The following is a 15,843-nucleotide window of genomic DNA, read 5'->3' as shown; positions in this document are numbered from 1 at the left end:
TCAGGCGGTTGGTCCGGGGGGTGGGGACTGGGGTACGTCGGCCAGTGCGCGGTCGACGAGGGCGCCGGCGGCGCCGCTGTACCCGGCCGGGTCGCACAGCTGCGCGATGTACTGCGCGCCGAGTCCGTGCCCGGCCTCGGACATCCCGGTGAGCACGTCGCCCAGGGGCTGTCCGCTCGCGGCGGCGGTGGCCGAGGCCTCGGTCAGCAGCTGCTTCGCGGCGGCCTTGCCCAGGCGCGGGGCGAGGCGGGCCGCGATGCGCTCGGAGACCACCTGGCCGCCGGTGAGGTCGAGGTTCTCGCGCATCCGGTCGGCCCGGACCTCCAGCCCTTCGGCGAGTTCCACCGCGGTGTGGGCGGCGCCGCCGGTCAGGCGCAGGCACTCGCGCAGCAGTTGCCACTCGGCGTGCCAGACGCCGGCGGCGCGCTCGTCCTCGGTGACCAGGCACTGGGTGAGCCCGGCGGCGATCACCGGGACCTGGAGGGCCGCAGCGCGGATCAGCGTGGCGAGCACCGGATTACGCTTGTGCGGCATGGCGGAGGAGCTGCCGCGGCCGGCGGCGGTGGGTTCGGCGACCTCGCCCACCTCGGTCCGGGTCAGCGCCTGCACGTCGACCGCGATCTTGCCGAGGGCGCCGGCGGTGAAGGCCAGCGCGGCGGCGAGATCGGCGAGCGGGGTGCGCAGGGCGTGCCAGGGCAGCAGCGGGCGGGCGAGTCCGGTCTCGGCGGCGAAGGCGTCGACGAGCCGGTCGAGGTAGGGGTGGGCGGTGTCGGCCGCCACGTCGGGGCGGTCGATGTCGGCGTATTCGAGGTAGCCGGCGAGGGTGCCGGCGGCCCCGCCGAGCGAGACCGGCAGGCCCTCGTCGAGGACGCGGGCGAGGCGGGCGTCGGCGTCGAGGACGAGGGCCCGCCAGCCCGCGGCCTTGAGTCCGAAGGTGGTGGGGACGGCGTGCAGGGCCAGGGTGCGGCCCGGCATCAGGGTGTCGCGGTGGGTGCGGGCGAGGCCCGCCAGGGCCTGCGCGGTCCGGGCGAGGTCCGCCCTGACCAGGCGCAGGGCCCTGGCCGCCACCAGCATGGCGCCGGTGTCGAAGATGTCCTGGCTGGTGGAGCCCCGGTGGACGAAGTCCGCGGCTTTCGGATCGATGCCGCGGACCACTCCGGTGAGGGCCTGGACCAGGCCCACCACCGGGTTCGCGGTCTCCCGCGAGGCGAGCGCGAGGGCCCTCAGGTCGAACCGCTCGGCCCGGGCGGCTTCGGTGATGACGGCCGCGGCTTCCCCCGGGAGGGTGCCGAGGCTCGCCTGGGCCCGGGCCAGGGCGGCCTCGGCGTCGAGCATGGCCTGCAGCCACGCCCGGTCGCCGACGGCCGCCTCGACCGCGGTGCCGGCCCGCACCGGAGAGAGCAGGCCGGCGTCCACGAGAAGACCCTCGTCGGTCATACGATCACGCCGGGCAGGGAGTCGTCGGCCGACTGGTCGGTCACCGCACGGATCCCGGCCGGCAGGCTCGCGAGCGGCGGCAGGGCCAGGACGGCGCGGGCGATGGCGTCGGAGTCGCCGAGCGTCACCGAGTCCACGCCGGGCCGGATGCCGGCCGCCGTGACCCAGTGCACGGACTCGGTCGGCACCCCGTAGGCGAAGCGGCGCGCGTGGGCGGTGCCGCGGGCGTCGATGAGCCGGTACGGGCGCTCGGTGACCGCGAGGCCGCCGGTCTGGTAGCCGCCCTGCTCGCCCGAGATGACGTACGGCTTGGCCTGGTCGGTGTCCAGCAGGTGCTGGAGCAGCGGGTCGGAGGTGCGCCGCAGGTCGGGCTCGGGCAGCCGGGACTCGATGAGCACCTGCGCCTTGATCTGCGGGCCGGGCACCGACGTGGACGCGGCCACGTACGTCTGGGCGTCGGTGTCGATGCGGACCTGGGTGCCGGGTCCGGTGACCGTCAGGATGCCCGCCTCGATGAGGGCGATCATCTCCTCGATGCGGGTGGCCGGCGGGCCGATGGAGAGGAAGCCGTTGAGCGGGGTGTACCAGCCCTCCAGGTCGTCGCGGTGCGAGTCCCCGTCGAGACCGCCGTGGTCGACGGCGAGCCGGACCTCGTTGCGCAGGTCGCGCAGGACGTCCAGGGCCGCCTTGACCGGGCCGCTGAGGTTGCCCTGGCGGGCGGCCGCCACGTCGGCCGCGAGGTACTCCACCAGCCAGCTCTGGAAGTCGTCACGGTCGGCGAACTGCCTGTCGCCGTAGGGGACGGAGAGCTTCTCCCAGCTCCAGTGCTGCTCCTCCGGGATGCCGTACTCGGCGAGCAGCCAGCCGCGGGCCTCGTCGTCCTCGGTCTCCAGGTAGCGCTCGGTGAACGCCTCGCGCTCCTCCGGCTGGCCGTTCGCGGCGAGCAGGGCGCCGTAGTAGACGCTCTCGACCTCCAGGGAGATGAAGGGCCAGAGGTCTTCCTTGAAGGTGACCCGGCCGCCGGCGGCGGCCCGCTCGCGCAGGGCCCGCACGTAGTCCGGGGTCAGCAGCTTGGGGAAGTAGCGGCCGTACGCGCCCTTCTCGTTGTCGCCGCGGGCGTGGTACGGGATGCCGCGCCGGGAGAAGGCGTAGAGCCGGGGCTCCTGCCCGGACGGCTGGTAGGTGAGCTTGCCGTCCTCGTCGCGGACGAAGGAGCCGCCGCGTCCGTGGCTGAACAGCGCCATGTAGTCGAAGAAGTTCAGCCCCAGGCCGCGGACGAGCACCGTCTGGCCGGGCTTGATCGCCGCGAGGTCCTTGTCGGCGGGGTTGCCCGGCGTCAGGTACGTCAGGTAGTGGATGCGCGCCAGGGATGCGGTGCGCGCCTCGCGCGGGGTCAGCCGGGCCGGGACGTGGCCCTGGGCCAGGATGATGGCGTCGAGGTCGTTGAGGCGGGTGCCGTCCTGGAGCCTGACGCCCTGCGGGCCGCCCGAGATGCCGAGGGTGTCGGCGATGGCCACGGCGCGCGAGCGGTGGACGTGGACGGTGACGTGCTTGGGGGCGCCGACGATGACGCGCTGGAAGCACTCGCTGAGGTAGTTCCCGTAGAAGGCGCGGGTGGGGTAGGTGTCCGGGCCCATGGCCGCGGCCTCGGCGAGGGTGCCCTCGTCGTAGTCGCCGAACTGGCCCAGCACGGAGAGGGACTTGGCCCACTCGAACAGGGTCGGGCCGGGCTCGATCGGGCCGTCGATCTTGCAGCTGTCGTCGGTGTAGACGGTGATCTGGCAGGCGACGGTGTTCATCAGCAGGTGGCGGGACTGGCCGGAGCGCCAGACCTGGCCGGCGCCGGGCGCGGCCGGGTCCACGACGTGGATGGCCACCGAGTCGTGGACGGGGTTCTCCCGCTCGTTGGCGACCAGGCGCTCGACGACGGACAGGCCGCGGGGGCCTGCGCCGACGACGGCTATCTCTACGGACGAGCTGCTCATGCGTAATCTCCGATGCTGTGGGGATGCAGAGTGGGAGCCGGGCCTGTGCGGTGGTGGGCCGGGCGCGGTGGCGCCGTGGGCCTCACCGGGGCGCTCAGGCGGCGTCGGCTTTGACCTCGGTTCCGGTTGCGGCTTCGGCTTCGTTGCCGGCTTCCGCGCCGCCCGCGACCAGTCGCGCGAGTTCGAGGCGCTTGATCTTGGTGGTGGAGGTCTGCGGGACGTCTTGGAGGCGCCACTGCACCGGGGCGGCGAGCTTCGGCAGGCCGATGACCGCGGACTTCCACGCGATCAGGTCGAGCGGCTTGTCGTCGCGCGTGCAGACCACGGGGACCGGGACGCCGTCGGCGCCGGGGATGATGATGACCTCGATGAGCTCGTGCAGACGGGTGAAGAGCTTGTCCTCGATCTCCAGGGTCGAGCCGATGCCCGGGATCTCGTCGACCTCGCGGTCGAGCAGGTGCAGGCAGCCCCACTTGGTGCGGTAGCCGAGGTCGCCCATGCGCCACCAGCCGTCGTGGACCTGCTTCTCCCAGCGCTCGTGCTCGGAGAGGTAGGTGATGATGCGGCCGTCGGACTTGATCTCGATGAAGCCCGGGTTCTCCTTGGTGACGGGATTGCCGTCACGGCTGACGACGCGGACGCCGGTCATGCCGGGGAACGGGGATCCGACGCAACGGCCGTCGAAGTCCGCGCCGCCCTTGCGGGTGTAGGTGCGGGCCGCGATGGGGCCGACCTCGCTCTGGCCGTAGGCCTGGGCGAAGAGCGCGTTCTTCCGCTTGCTCGCCTTGAGCAGGATGCTGACCGTGCGCGGGTGGATCGCGTCGAAGGTCGAGCTGAAGTACTTGACGTTGGCGAGGGGGCCGCGGGGGTCCTCGGCCAGCGCCTCCCAGCGCAGGAACGTGTTGGGGTGCGCCTCGATGAACCCGGGCGGGACCTGGGCGAAGATGTCGCCGACGGTCTCCGGGTCGTCCTCCTTCAGGACGATCAGGGTGTGGCCCTGGAGGATCGAGATCGGCATCGCCGTGAACATCCGGGAGTGGACGAACGACACGTGGACCGCGACCGGTTCGCGCTTGGGGACGGCCGAGAAGACCGTCGCCTGCGGGCGGTAGCGGGCCTGGAACGTGTGGCCGGTGTGGACGGCGAGCTTCGGGGTGCCGGTGGTGCCCGAGGTGTGCGTGATCAGGGTGGGGTGGTCCGGCGGCATCGGGATGGCCGGGACGCGGGGGGCGCCGGCGAGCGAGGCCAGTTCGACGGCCTTGCCGAAGGAGCCCTTGGTCAGCAGCACCTCGGCCGTGATGTCGAAGATCTCGGCCGGCAGGTTGTCGTCGAGCTTTTCCTGGTCGGTGATCAGGAAGGGCTGGTCGATGCGGCGGACCAGCGTCGCGACGGTCTCGCCGTCCAGCTTCGGGGACAGCAGGGCCGGGATCGCGCCGATGCGGGCGATCGCGCAGGCCAGCAGGGAGATGTCGAAGCCGTCGGACTTGTGCACGACGACGTGGTGGTTGGGCCGTACGCCGACCGACCACAGGCGGGAGGCGAAGTCGTCGATCAGGTCCGCGAGTTCGGTGAAGGTGGGGCGGCGCCCGAGCTGCGGGGCGATGTCCAGGTCGTGGTCCATGACCACGAGGCCCGCGGGGGTGCGGGCGGCCGCTCGGTCGAAGAGCGTACCCAGCCGGATGCCCTTGTTTCCTATGCGCTGGAGAAGCATGGCCTCGTTCTCTCAAGAGTGTCTTCGATGGCGTACGGGGATCGGGCCGGCACCGGGTGGGAGGCCGGTGCCGGCGTCCGGGTGCGACAACGCGGGCTCAGCGGCCTTCGACGACGTCGCGGATGCGGGCGAGGGTGGCGTCGAGGTCCTGTTCGAGCTTCTCGGTCCAGTCGGTGATGAACTGCTTGCGCTGGACCTCGTCGAGGTCGGCGACGATCTTGTGGATGCCGGCCGTCGCCTTGCCCATGCGGAAGTGGTGGACGAGGACCGAGCCCTGCTGGGCCGGCTCGATGTCGAAGCCCCAGATGGACTCCTGGTCCTCCTGGGCGTGGGTCAGCATCATCCAGCGGAAGGTGCGGCCGGGCTCGGCCGCCGTGATGCGGGCCTCGGTGTACCAGGTGCCGCGGACCAGCGGGGCCCAGCCGACGACGTCCTCGGCGCGCAGGTTCTCGCCGCGGAAAATCGCGCCGACGCTGGAGGGTTCACCGGAAATCCACTCGCCGCCCTGGCATTCCGGGCTCCACTCGGCGCTCCGGGTCAGGTCGCTGACGACGTCGTAGATCTCCTGCGCGGTGGCCGCGACGGGAATGTCCGCGCGGACCTCGAAAAGCGGGGTCGAGTCGATGATGGAGTTCGTCATGGCCGAAATACTGCTGGTCGACCATTCGTCACTCAAGACTCTTATCGCGGGTCCATCAGGTCTTTTACCCGTGTATTGCACAAGGAAATTCAGGACATGCCGGAGCGGCGCCGCAATAATGATTCCGCGGCGCCGCCTACAGCTTATTTCCGCAGCTTTTTCCGTCAGGAGCGGGCGCGCAGCACCAGCTTTCCCGTCACCTTGCCCTCGTCCAGCAGGCGGTGCGCCTCGGCCGCCGCCGACAGCGGCAGCACCTCGGTGCCGCGCGGCCGCAGCAGCCCGGCCGCCGTCAGCTTGTTGACGTGGGCCGCGGCGGCGGCCAACCGGCCCGCGGTGGCGTGCGAGATGGCGAAGCCCCGGACCGAGCAGTCCTTGAGGTAGAGCGGACCCACCGGCAGTACGGGACGGGTGCGCAGCCCCGCGAGCAGCACGATCCGGCCGCGGCTCGCGAGCAGGTCCACCGCGGTGTCCAGGTCGTTGCGGCCCGAGGTGTCGACGTGGATGTCCACCCCGTCCGGGCTGAGCTCCCGGATCCGGCCGGGCACGTCGGGGTCGTTGTAGTCGATGACCTCGGCCGCGCCCAGCTCCCGTACGTAGTCGAAGTCGCGCGGCGAGGAGGTGGCGATCACCCGGGCTCCGGCCTGCGCGGCCATCGTGACGAGCGCGCTGCCCACGTTGCCCGCGGCCCCCGCCACCAGCACGGTGTCGCCGGCGGTGATCCCGCCCTGGTCGAAGAGGGCGAGGTAGGCCGTGACGGCGGGGTGCGCGAGGGCCACCGCGTCGACCGGGTCCACCCCCTCGGGCAGCGGGTAGAGCCGGTCGGCCGGGACGACGGCCTGCTCGGCGGCGGCGCCCTGGCGGCCGTCGTGTCCCAGGCTGTTGCACCAGACCCGGTCCCCCGGCGCGAAGCGGTGGGCGACCTCGGGGCCGGCGGCCAGCACCGTACCGACCAGGTCCCTGCCGATCACGAAGGGGAAGGCGAGCGGGGTGCGCCAGGCACCCGAGCGGACGAAGGTGTCGACGTGGTTGACGGACACGACGTCGACCTCGACGAGCACGTCGGACGGCCCCGGCTGCGGAGCGGGCAGCTCACCGAAGCGGATGAGCTCCGCGGGACCCAACTGTTCGATATAGGCGGCATGCATGGTTCGGATTCTGTTCACAGCGGCCCCCACAGGAAACCCCGTCCCGATTTTCAGTCAGGTGTGACTTAACCGATCACCGGCGGCTTTGTCAGGTGCGGCCGCCCCACCTGACGGAGTGACCATCGCCCGGTGGGTGCCACCCCAATTACCCAGCAGCATCGATAATCCGCCACCCCTCAGTTCTGCCCATACGCCAGACTTGGGCCCATTTCCTGGGAGTTTCCTGTGGTTACAGCTTCACTCACCGTCAGAAAAGCGTCGGCCCTCCAACAGCCCGACTGGGCCGATTTCCCCGAACTGACCAAAGTAAAGGACGATCTTTCCCAGCGCCCCGCTTTGGTCAACGCCGGAGACGTACGCCGCCTGCGCTCCCACCTCGCACGGGTGGCCGCCGGCGATGCCTTCGTCGTCCAGGCGGGCGACTGCGCCGAGGACCCGGCGGAGTGCGACGCGGGCTACATCGCGCGCAAGTCCGCCCTCCTCGACATGCTCGCCGGCACCCTGAAGATGATCACGCACAAGCCGGTGGTCCGGATCGGGCGGCTCGCCGGCCAGTTCGCCAAGCCGCGCTCGCGCCCGACCGAGGTCGTGGACGGGGTCGAACTGCCCGTCTACCGCGGACACATGGTCAACGGCCCCGACGCCGGCCTGGCCGACCGGCTCCCCGACCCGTTCCGCCTGCTCTCCGGCTACCGGGCCGCCGCGCAGGCCATGGCCCACCTCGGCTGGACCGACCCGGCCCGCCGTTCCGGGATCTGCCCGCCGGTGTGGACCAGCCACGAGGCGCTGCTCCTCGACTACGAACTGCCCATGATGCGCTGGGACGAGGAGGGCAGCCCGCTGCTGACCTCGACCCACTTCCCGTGGATCGGCGAGCGCACCCGCCAGATCGACGGCCCCCACGTGGACATGCTGGCCGGGGTCGTCAACCCGGTCGCGTGCAAGGTGGGCCCGTCCATGGAGCCGGAGGAGCTCATCGAGCTGTGCCGGCGCCTCGACCCCTGGCGCGAGCCCGGCCGCCTCACCCTGATCGCCCGCATGGGCGCCGACCTGGTCGCCGAGCGCCTGCCGGCGCTCGTGGACGCGGTCCGGCAGGCCGGACACCCGGTCATCTGGCTGACCGACCCCATGCACGGCAACACCTTCTCCGCCCCCGGCGGTCACAAGACCCGTCTCGTCACCACCGTCGTCAAGGAGATCCAGGGCTTCCAGGAGGCCGTGGCCCAGGGCGGCGGGATCGCGGGCGGGCTGCACCTGGAGACCACTCCGGACGACGTCACCGAGTGCGCGACCGGTGAGGACCGGCTGGACACGGTCGGAGAGAAGTACACGAGCCTGTGCGACCCCCGACTCAACCCGAACCAGGCCTACGCCGTGGTGACGCAATGGCGAGCCTGAACCAGCAGGGAGATTGGACATGGAGAACAAGGTCGCCCTCGTCACGGGAGCCGCGGGAGGCATCGGTCTTGCCGTAGCCCGCCTGCTCGCCGAGGAGGGCGCGACGGTGGCCGCCGTGGACCGGGACGCCGAGAGGCTGCGGGAGTCGGTGGAGAAGCTGGCCGCCGACGGACTGGACGTCCACGCCCACCCGGCCGACGTCACCGTCACCGAGCAGGTCGAGGCCGTGGTGGACACGGTCGAGTCCGAACTCGGCCCGCTGGACTTCCTCGTCAACACCGCGGGGATCCTGCGCCTCGGCGAGGTACGGGACTTCAGCGACGAGGACTGGCTGCAGACCTTCGAGGTCAACGTCAGCGGCGTCTTCCGGCTGTCTCGCGCCGCCGTCAACCGGATGATCCCCCGCAACCGCGGGGCCATCGTCACCGTCGCCTCGAACGCGTCCGGCACCCCGCGTACCGCCATGGGGGCCTACGGCGCGTCCAAGGCCGCCGCGACCATGCTCACCAAGACGCTCGGCCTGGAAGTGGCCAAGCACAACATCCGCTGCAACGTCGTCGCCCCCGGGTCCACCGACACGGCGATGCTCGCCTCCATGTGGGAGGACGAGCAGGGCCCCGCGAGGACCATCGCGGGCAGCCCCGACTCCTTCAAGGTCGGCATCCCGCTGGGCAAGCTCGCCCGGACCAACGACATCGCCGAATCCGTGCTCTTCCTGCTCTCCGACCGCGCGGCACACATCACCCTGCACGTGCTCACCGTGGACGGCGGAGCCACGCTCGGCGCGTGAGCCCGACCCACCCGGCACACCCACCCGCCCACCCGTCCACCCGTGCGCAGCCCCTTTGAGGACAGACATCCGAGAGGACATTCATGGCCGGCATACCGACCATCGAGCCCTATCCCCTCCCGACCGCGGGAGACATCCCCCCGTCCGTACCGCAGTGGTCGTTCGACCCGGACCGAGCCGTGCTGCTCGTCCACGACATGCAGCGCTACTTCCTCGCGCCCTTCCCCCAAGCGCTGCGCGCCGAGCTGACCGACAACGCCGTACTGCTGCGTGAGCACTTCAAGGCCCACGGCGCGCCCGTCGCCTACACCGCCCAGCCGGGCGGCATGACCCCCGAGCAGCGCGGGCTGCTCGCGGACATCTGGGGTCCCGGGATGCGTACGACTCCCGAGGACCGCGAGGTGGTCCCCGCGCTCGCCCCCGCCCCAGAGGACTGGGTCTGCACCAAGTGGCGCTACAGCGCCTTCTTCAACACCGACCTGCTGGAGCGCATGCGCGCCGCCGGCCGGGACCAGCTCGTCATCTGCGGTGTCTACGCGCACGTCGGCGTGCTGACCACGGCCATCGAGTCCTTCAGCCACGACATCCAGACCTTCCTGGTCGCGGACGCGATCGGCGACTTCAGCGAGCTGGAGCACCGGCTGGCCATCGACTACGCGTCCAAGCGGTGCGCGGTCGTCACCACCGCCAAGGAGATCGCCGGATGAGCTCGCCGCTGCTGGCCCGCGTCCTGGGCCCCAACCCGCCCCCCTTCGCCCTTCTCTACCGCCCGGAGGCCACCGGCCCCGGGATCCTCGACGTCATCGTCGGCGAGAGCGCCACCGTGGACTCGCTGGCGCAGCTGCGCGCAGCGGGTGCCCCCGCTGCCGCGGACGCCCCGGCCGGGCCGGCCGCGGGCGGCTCCCGGCACGAGGTGCTCGCGCTGATCCCGTACCGGCAGATCTCCGAGCGGGGCTTCGCCGCCCCCGAGGAGGACACCCCGCTGGTCGCGATGACCGTCACCGGACAGGAGCGGATCTCGCTGGTCGAGGCGCTCTCCCGGATCCCCGACCTGCCGATCGAACTCGAAGGAGGCGCGTTCGACGTCTCCGACGAGGAGTACGCGGACACCGTGCGCCGGGTGATCTCGGACGAGATCGGCGAGGGCGCGGGCGCCAACTTCGTCCTCAAGCGGTCCTGGACCACCGGCATCCGCGCGTACTCCACCGGCCACGCGCTGACCCTCTTCCGGCGGCTGCTGGAGAAGGAGTCCGGCGCCTACTGGACCTTCGTCGTGCACACCGGCGAGCGCACGCTCGTCGGCGCCAGTCCCGAGCGGCACGTCAGCCTCCGCGAGGGCACCGCCGTCATGAACCCGATCAGCGGCACCTACCGCTATCCGGCGGCCGGGCCCTCGCTGCCGGAGGTCATGGACTTCCTCGCCGACACCAAGGAGGTCGACGAGCTCTACATGGTGGTGGACGAGGAACTGAAGATGATGGCCCGGATCTGCGAGGGCGGTGCCCGCGTCGACGGGCCGTACCTCAAGGAGATGGCCCGCCTCGCCCACACCGAGTACTTCATCGAGGGCCGCAGTACGCGCCCCCCGGAGGAGATCCTGCGCGAGACCCTGTTCGCCCCGACCGTCACCGGCAGCCCGCTGGAGAGCGCGGCCCAGGTGATCGCCAAGTACGAGCCCCAGGGGCGCGGTTACTACAGCGGCGTGCTGGCGCTGATCGGCCGCGACGAGCAGGGCGGGGACGCGCTGGACTCGTCCATCCTGATCCGCACGGCCGACATCGGCTCCGGCGGCGAGGTCCGCATCGGGGTCGGCGCCACCCTGGTGCGCCACTCCGACCCGTGGTCGGAGGTGGCCGAGACCGCCGCCAAGGCCGCCGGGCTGCTCGCGGCCCTCGAATCGGGGGGCGGCCCGACCCGGTTCGCCACCCACCCCACCGTCCGCGCGGCACTGGAGGACCGCAACCGCACGATCGCCGGCTACTGGCTCAAGGAGGACCAGGACCGGGCGGCCGTGGATCCCGAGCTGGCAGGCCGGAGGGTGCTGGTGGTGGACGCCGAGGACACCTTCACGGCGATGATCGCCCGCCAACTGGACTCCCTCGGCCTGGACGTGACGATCCGCCGCTACGACGAGTCGTACTCCTTCGACGGGCACGACCTGGTGGTGATGGGCCCCGGCCCGGGCGACCCCCGGGACGGCTCCCACCCCAAGATCGCCCACCTGCGCACGGCGATACGGAACCTGCTGGACGAGCGGCGGCCCTTCCTGGCCGTCTGCCTCAGCCACCAGGTGCTGTCCACCGCACTCGGCTTCGACCTGGTCCGCCGCAGCGAGCCCAACCAGGGCGTGCAGAAGGAGATCGACTTCTTCGGCAGACCGGAACGGGTCGGGTTCTACAACACCTTCGCCGCGCGGTCCCTGGTCGACTCGGCCGTCGTCCCCGGTGTCGGGCTCGTGGACATCAGCCGCGATCCGGAGACCGGGGAGGTGCACGCGCTGCGCGGCCCGCACTTCGCGTCGATGCAGTTCCACGCCGAGTCGGTGCTGACCCAGAACGGACCGCGCATCACCGGGGACCTGCTGTCCTCGCTGACGGCGCGGATGCTCGCCGCCTGACGCGGCGCGGGGCGGTCCGGCCCGCCCGGACCGCCCCGCGACCCCGTACCTGACAAGGTCCCACGGACGCCGTTGTCGGCATTTCCCCGGGACGGAACCATGAGTTTCACGCAGTGTTGAGGAGTCGTAGAAATGATCACGACGGGAAATCACGGTGCGCGCAATGCTTTTTCGGTGGGCGTGCTCGGTACGGGGTCGTACGTACCGGCTCATGTCGTTTCCAACGAAGAAGTCGGAGCGCCGGCCGGAGTCGATCACGAATGGATACTCGGCAAGACGGGAATACGCGAACGGCGTTGGGCGAAGCCCGATGAAGCAACATCCGATCTCGCGGTGATCGCGGGGCGGGCGGCACTGGAGAGTGCCGGAATCCGCGCCCGGCAGCTGTCGCTCATCGTGGTGGCGACCTCCACCCCGGACCAGCCCCAGCCGCCGACGGCGGCCGTGGTCGCCGCCGAGCTCGGCGCCGACCAGGGCACCGCCGCCTTCGACGTCAACGGCGTCTGCACGGGCTTCCTGTTCGCCCTGACCACGGCGCAGGGCATGCTCGCCACCGCCACCGGCGAGGGTTACGCCTTGGTCATCGGCGCCGACGTGTACTCCCGGATCCTCAACCGCGAGGACCGGCGCACCACGATCCTGTTCGGTGACGGCGCCGGCGCCGTCGTCCTCGGCCCGGCGGCCGGGGAAGGACGCGGCATCCTCGCGAACCGGCTGGCCAGTTTTGCGGCCGACCGGCATCTGATCGAGGTGCCCGGCGGCGGCAGCCGTATTCCGACCACCGCCGAAACCCTCGCCGAGGGGCTTCAGTACTTCACCATGAACGGCCGGGGCGTCCGCGATTTCGTCGCCGCGAACGTCCCGCCCGCCATTCACGCATTCCTTTCGGAACGGGACCTCACCACCGCGGACATCGCGCATTTCGTTCCGCACCAGGCCAACGGACACATGCTGGCAGACCTTTCCGAGGAAATCGGCGTGGGCACCGAACGCACCTGGACGACGTACGAGAGGTACGGCAACACCGGCGCCGCCTCGGTCCCGATCACCCTCGACCGCGCGGCCCGCTCCGGCCGGCTGGCCGACGGCGACCTGGTCCTGCTCGCGGGCTTCGGCGGCGGCATGGCCCTGGGTCTGTCGCTCGTCCGCTGGTAGCCCCTCCCGCGGACCCCTCCCTCCCTGCCCTCCCCCACTCCCCCGGGGGGCGACACCCTTCAAGGAGATTCCATGCTGGACGCAACCCCGATCGACGACGCCCGGGTCGACGCCTACCTCACCCGGATCGGCGCGAGCCGCCCCGCGCAGCCCGACCTCGCCGGACTGCGGCACCTGGCCGAACGCGCCGTGCTGTCGGTGCCGTTCGAGAACCTCGACTACCACCTCGAAGGCCGCGAGATCCACATGGATCAGCGATCCGTCGACAAGGTGGCGATCGACAACCGCGGCGGCGGCTGCTACGAGGTCAACCCGGCGCTCGGCTTCGTGCTGGAGGCCCTGGGCTACGAGGTCGACATCCTGCCGGGCCGCGTGCACCGCCCGGAGGGCCTCGGCCCGTTCCTCGGCCACCTCGCCCTGAAGGTCACCATCGGCGACAAGGTGTACCTGGTCGACACCGGCTTCGGCCGCAACAGCCGCTTCCCGCTCGACTTCACGAGCCGCGAGGTCCAGAGCGACCCGCACGGCGAGTACCAGCTCAAGGACGTCGAGGGGCAGCCGGGCACCGTGGACCTGTGGCTCGGCGGCCGCCCGCTGTACCAGGTCGTCGAGACCCCGGTCCGCATCGAGGACTACGGCCCGTCGCTGTGGTGGTACCGCACGGCGCCCGACTCCTCCTTCATGCAGGCCCTGTTCTGCTCCATCCGCACCGAGACCGGCCTGGTGACCCTCAAGGGCCGCCACCTGAACGTCGTCGACGGCGACCAGCGCTCGAAGACCGTCCTCCAGGACGACGCCGAGGTCCTCGCCGCCTACAAGACCCACTTCGGCATCAGCCTCGACCGACTGCCCACCGAGCCGGAGAACTCCACCACCACCGGCGTCCGCACCGACTGAGAGAGTCCCAGAGGCCATGGCTGACCTGATAGCCGGCGAGAGCCGGCCCACGAGAGAGGGCGAAGCGGTACCCGCCGCCGCCGGGGCGTCCGACCTGGACGTCCTGGTGGTCGGGGCCGGCCCCACCGGGCTGCTGACCGCCGTCGAACTGCTGCGGCGCGGCATCCGGGTCCGCGTGATCGACCGTGCCGTCGAACCGATGCTGACCCCCAAGGCCCTGTCCGTCTGGCCGCGCGCCCTCGACATCCTCGAGGACACCGGTCTGGGCGGCGTGGTCGACGAGGAGTCCGTACGGATCAACACGCTGAGCTACTTCTCCGAACGGCGCCCGCTGGCCTCCTTCGGATTCTCCGACGACCTGGCGTGCCGCACCCTGCCCCAGCACGTCACCGAGCGGCTGCTCACCGAGCGGCTGCAGGCGCTCGGCGGCAAGATCGAGCGCGGGGTGCGGCTGCTGGCCCTGGACGGGCTGGACTACTCCGGCCGGATCGAGGCCACCGACGGCGTGACGGCGGTGCTGGAGACACCCGAGGGGCTGCAGCGGCTGCGGGTGCCGTTCGTCGTCGGCGCCGACGGTGCCGGCAGTGCCGTCCGGGGCCAACTCGGCGTCGGATTCGAGGGATCGACGTACGAGATGGCCTTCGCACTCATCGATGCGCGCATTGATGGGTACCTACCTCCGGACGAGTGCCACTTCTACCAGTCCGCGAACGGCGCGCTGGTGATCGTGCCCATCCCGGGCGGGATCTTCAGGTTCCTGTCGGTGATGCCCCAGGGCGGCGGCGAGGTCGACACCGCGATGATGCAGGCCGTCATCGACGAGCGCGGGCCGCGCGGCGTACGGATCAAGGAGGCGGTTTGGAAGGCCGTGTTCCGGGTTCACGCCCGGCGGGCGAGCGAGTTCCAGCGCGGCCGGGTCTTCCTGGCCGGCGACGCCGCCCACGTGCACAGCCCGGCAGGCGGGCAGGGCATGAACAACGGCCTCCAGGACGCGCACAACCTCGCCTGGAAGCTGGCCTCGGTGATCCGGGGCGAGTCCCCCTCCTCGCTGCTCGCCTCTTACGGAGAGGAGCGGGCGGAGGTCACCCGCCAGCTCGTGCGCGACACCGACTTCCAGACCAGGGCCTGGCTGTTCAAGTCCAAGGCCACGGTGGCGGCGCGCGACGCGGCGTTCCGGCTCCTCGACCGGACCGGGATCGTCTCCGAGTTCTACGCCCCGGTGATGGCCGGCCGCCGGCTCTCGTACCCGCCGGTCCGCGACACCCAGCAGCCCTCGGGCTGGACGGGTTGCCGCGTACGGCGTTCCCTGCCCGGCGTGCTGGAGGTCGGAGCGGTCTTCCCGCGCCGTCTGGCACTCGCGTACGGGATCTCCGGACCGTCCGCGGATCCGCACGGCTGGAACTTGGCGGTCGTCCCGGACGGGAACAGGGCCTGGGAAGAGGAATTGGGCCACATCGTGGCGCAATGGCCACTGTTGCGGCAAGTGACGATACGCCGCCGCGACGCCGCCGCACAGGCCGGATGCCGCTCCGCGGGCTACTACCTGATCCGGCCGGACGGTCATATCGCCGCTCACGGCCATGCACGGGATCTGGGAAGGCTCGAAGCGGAACTGCGACTCTCCTTTTCTTGAGCGGCAATCCACCGATATCCGAACGTCGACATCCGGCCAATCAAATACCGGATAGCCCCCCGGTTTTCTCGTTAGACTGGCCGTTCCCGTTCCGTTCCCATACCACCTCCCGCTCAAGCGGGAACGGAGAGGGACTGGAGCAGGAAGCCCCGTTGCGAATCTCTGTCACGTCGAAAGCGACACGGGATTTCCAAACAAACAAGGGGTTCGAAATGCGCGGCAAGCTCGCTGGTCTGGTCGGTATCTTCGCGGTCGCCCTCGCCCTGGGCCTGGGTACGGCAGTCGAGCAGAACCACCAGGCCAACGGCACCAAGAGCCACTCCGTCCTGGCCGAGGACAAGGGTCCGGGCGTCGCCCCGACCAACCCCCCGGTGCCGCCGCAGGGCGCCTGATCCTCCCCCCGCGCAGACAGTGGGCCCCGTCCGACACCGGACG

The 15,843-nt window shown here is 71.1% G+C and carries 13 protein-coding genes; 8 read left to right on the top strand and 5 right to left on the bottom strand.

What is annotated here, in order from left to right:
* The 5 genes from ACIBAD_RS33155 to ACIBAD_RS33135 all read right to left on the bottom strand — a co-directional run bounded on the left by ACIBAD_RS33155 (position 1) and on the right by ACIBAD_RS33135 (position 6,918).
* The gene (locus tag ACIBAD_RS33155; protein ID WP_134072299.1) at positions 1 to 1,437 is read right to left on the bottom strand and encodes a lyase family protein; all 1,437 of its coding nucleotides are present in this window, start codon (positions 1,435 to 1,437) and stop codon (positions 1 to 3) included.
* A complete protein-coding gene (locus tag ACIBAD_RS33150; protein ID WP_398910463.1) occupies positions 1,434 to 3,422 on the bottom strand; it encodes an FAD/NAD(P)-binding protein in 1,989 nt (662 codons plus the stop codon). Before ACIBAD_RS33150 ends, ACIBAD_RS33155 begins: the two co-directional genes overlap by 4 nt.
* A gap of 94 nt (positions 3,423 to 3,516) precedes the next feature.
* A complete protein-coding gene (locus ACIBAD_RS33145) occupies positions 3,517 to 5,133 on the bottom strand; it encodes a class I adenylate-forming enzyme family protein (protein ID WP_398910461.1) in 1,617 nt (538 codons plus the stop codon).
* Between the two features lie 97 nt (positions 5,134 to 5,230).
* The gene (locus ACIBAD_RS33140) at positions 5,231 to 5,773 is read right to left on the bottom strand and encodes an SRPBCC family protein (RefSeq protein WP_134072305.1); all 543 of its coding nucleotides are present in this window, start codon (positions 5,771 to 5,773) and stop codon (positions 5,231 to 5,233) included.
* A gap of 164 nt (positions 5,774 to 5,937) precedes the next feature.
* Entirely contained in the window at positions 5,938 to 6,918 is a 981-nt protein-coding gene (locus tag ACIBAD_RS33135) for an NADPH:quinone reductase (RefSeq protein ID WP_134072307.1), read from the bottom strand.
* A 225-nt stretch (positions 6,919 to 7,143) separates the two neighbouring features.
* On the opposite strand from ACIBAD_RS33135, the gene ACIBAD_RS33130 reads away from it, so the two are divergent.
* The 8 genes from ACIBAD_RS33130 (at position 7,144) to ACIBAD_RS33095 (ending at position 15,800) form a co-directional block, all read left to right on the top strand.
* A complete protein-coding gene (locus tag ACIBAD_RS33130; RefSeq protein WP_134072309.1) occupies positions 7,144 to 8,316 on the top strand; it encodes a 3-deoxy-7-phosphoheptulonate synthase in 1,173 nt (390 codons plus the stop codon).
* 19 nt (positions 8,317 to 8,335) lie between these two features.
* On the top strand, positions 8,336 to 9,106 hold the full coding sequence (locus tag ACIBAD_RS33125; protein ID WP_134072311.1) for a 2,3-dihydro-2,3-dihydroxybenzoate dehydrogenase: 771 nt from the start codon (positions 8,336 to 8,338) through the stop codon (positions 9,104 to 9,106).
* Between the two features lie 83 nt (positions 9,107 to 9,189).
* Positions 9,190 to 9,813 carry an isochorismatase family protein gene (locus ACIBAD_RS33120; RefSeq protein WP_134072313.1) on the top strand — a complete coding sequence of 208 codons (624 nt, stop codon included), beginning with the start codon at positions 9,190 to 9,192 and terminating at the stop codon, positions 9,811 to 9,813.
* A complete protein-coding gene (locus ACIBAD_RS33115; RefSeq protein WP_398910457.1) occupies positions 9,810 to 11,723 on the top strand; it encodes an anthranilate synthase family protein in 1,914 nt (637 codons plus the stop codon). Before ACIBAD_RS33120 ends, ACIBAD_RS33115 begins: the two co-directional genes overlap by 4 nt.
* 132 nt (positions 11,724 to 11,855) lie before the next feature.
* The gene (locus tag ACIBAD_RS33110) at positions 11,856 to 12,878 is read left to right on the top strand and encodes a ketoacyl-ACP synthase III (RefSeq protein WP_134072317.1); all 1,023 of its coding nucleotides are present in this window, start codon (positions 11,856 to 11,858) and stop codon (positions 12,876 to 12,878) included.
* Positions 12,879 to 12,950: 72 nt separating this feature from the next.
* Positions 12,951 to 13,775 carry an arylamine N-acetyltransferase gene (locus ACIBAD_RS33105; protein ID WP_134072319.1) on the top strand — a complete coding sequence of 275 codons (825 nt, stop codon included), beginning with the start codon at positions 12,951 to 12,953 and terminating at the stop codon, positions 13,773 to 13,775.
* A gap of 16 nt (positions 13,776 to 13,791) precedes the next feature.
* A complete protein-coding gene (locus ACIBAD_RS33100) occupies positions 13,792 to 15,408 on the top strand; it encodes an FAD-dependent monooxygenase (RefSeq protein ID WP_134072326.1) in 1,617 nt (538 codons plus the stop codon).
* Between the two features lie 212 nt (positions 15,409 to 15,620).
* Positions 15,621 to 15,800: a hypothetical protein gene (locus ACIBAD_RS33095; RefSeq protein WP_134072328.1), complete on the top strand. Its 180-nt coding sequence runs from the start codon at positions 15,621 to 15,623 to the stop codon at positions 15,798 to 15,800.
* Positions 15,801 to 15,843 lie beyond the last annotated feature (43 nt).

Origin of the sequence: Streptomyces sp. NPDC051109, from assembly GCF_044455885.1 — a bacterium.
Taxonomy (GTDB): Bacteria; Actinomycetota; Actinomycetes; order Streptomycetales; family Streptomycetaceae; genus Streptomyces.
This window is presented reverse-complemented; position numbering and strand designations above follow the sequence as displayed.

What these genes read in the sequence shown, in the direction of transcription:
- ACIBAD_RS33155 (WP_134072299.1), bottom strand. Translation starts at nt 1,437, where the DNA reads ATGACCGACGAGGGTCTTCTCGTGGACGCCGGCCTGCTCTCTCCGGTG.
- ACIBAD_RS33100 (WP_134072326.1), top strand. Translation starts at nt 13,792, where the DNA reads ATGGCTGACCTGATAGCCGGCGAGAGCCGGCCCACGAGAGAGGGCGAA.
- ACIBAD_RS33115 (WP_398910457.1), top strand. Translation starts at nt 9,810, where the DNA reads ATGAGCTCGCCGCTGCTGGCCCGCGTCCTGGGCCCCAACCCGCCCCCC.
- ACIBAD_RS33120 (WP_134072313.1), top strand. Translation starts at nt 9,190, where the DNA reads ATGGCCGGCATACCGACCATCGAGCCCTATCCCCTCCCGACCGCGGGA.
- ACIBAD_RS33105 (WP_134072319.1), top strand. Translation starts at nt 12,951, where the DNA reads ATGCTGGACGCAACCCCGATCGACGACGCCCGGGTCGACGCCTACCTC.
- ACIBAD_RS33140 (WP_134072305.1), bottom strand. Translation starts at nt 5,773, where the DNA reads ATGACGAACTCCATCATCGACTCGACCCCGCTTTTCGAGGTCCGCGCG.
- ACIBAD_RS33135 (WP_134072307.1), bottom strand. Translation starts at nt 6,918, where the DNA reads ATGCATGCCGCCTATATCGAACAGTTGGGTCCCGCGGAGCTCATCCGC.
- ACIBAD_RS33145 (WP_398910461.1), bottom strand. Translation starts at nt 5,133, where the DNA reads ATGCTTCTCCAGCGCATAGGAAACAAGGGCATCCGGCTGGGTACGCTC.
- ACIBAD_RS33125 (WP_134072311.1), top strand. Translation starts at nt 8,336, where the DNA reads ATGGAGAACAAGGTCGCCCTCGTCACGGGAGCCGCGGGAGGCATCGGT.
- ACIBAD_RS33150 (WP_398910463.1), bottom strand. Translation starts at nt 3,422, where the DNA reads ATGAGCAGCTCGTCCGTAGAGATAGCCGTCGTCGGCGCAGGCCCCCGC.
- ACIBAD_RS33095 (WP_134072328.1), top strand. Translation starts at nt 15,621, where the DNA reads ATGCGCGGCAAGCTCGCTGGTCTGGTCGGTATCTTCGCGGTCGCCCTC.
- ACIBAD_RS33110 (WP_134072317.1), top strand. Translation starts at nt 11,856, where the DNA reads ATGATCACGACGGGAAATCACGGTGCGCGCAATGCTTTTTCGGTGGGC.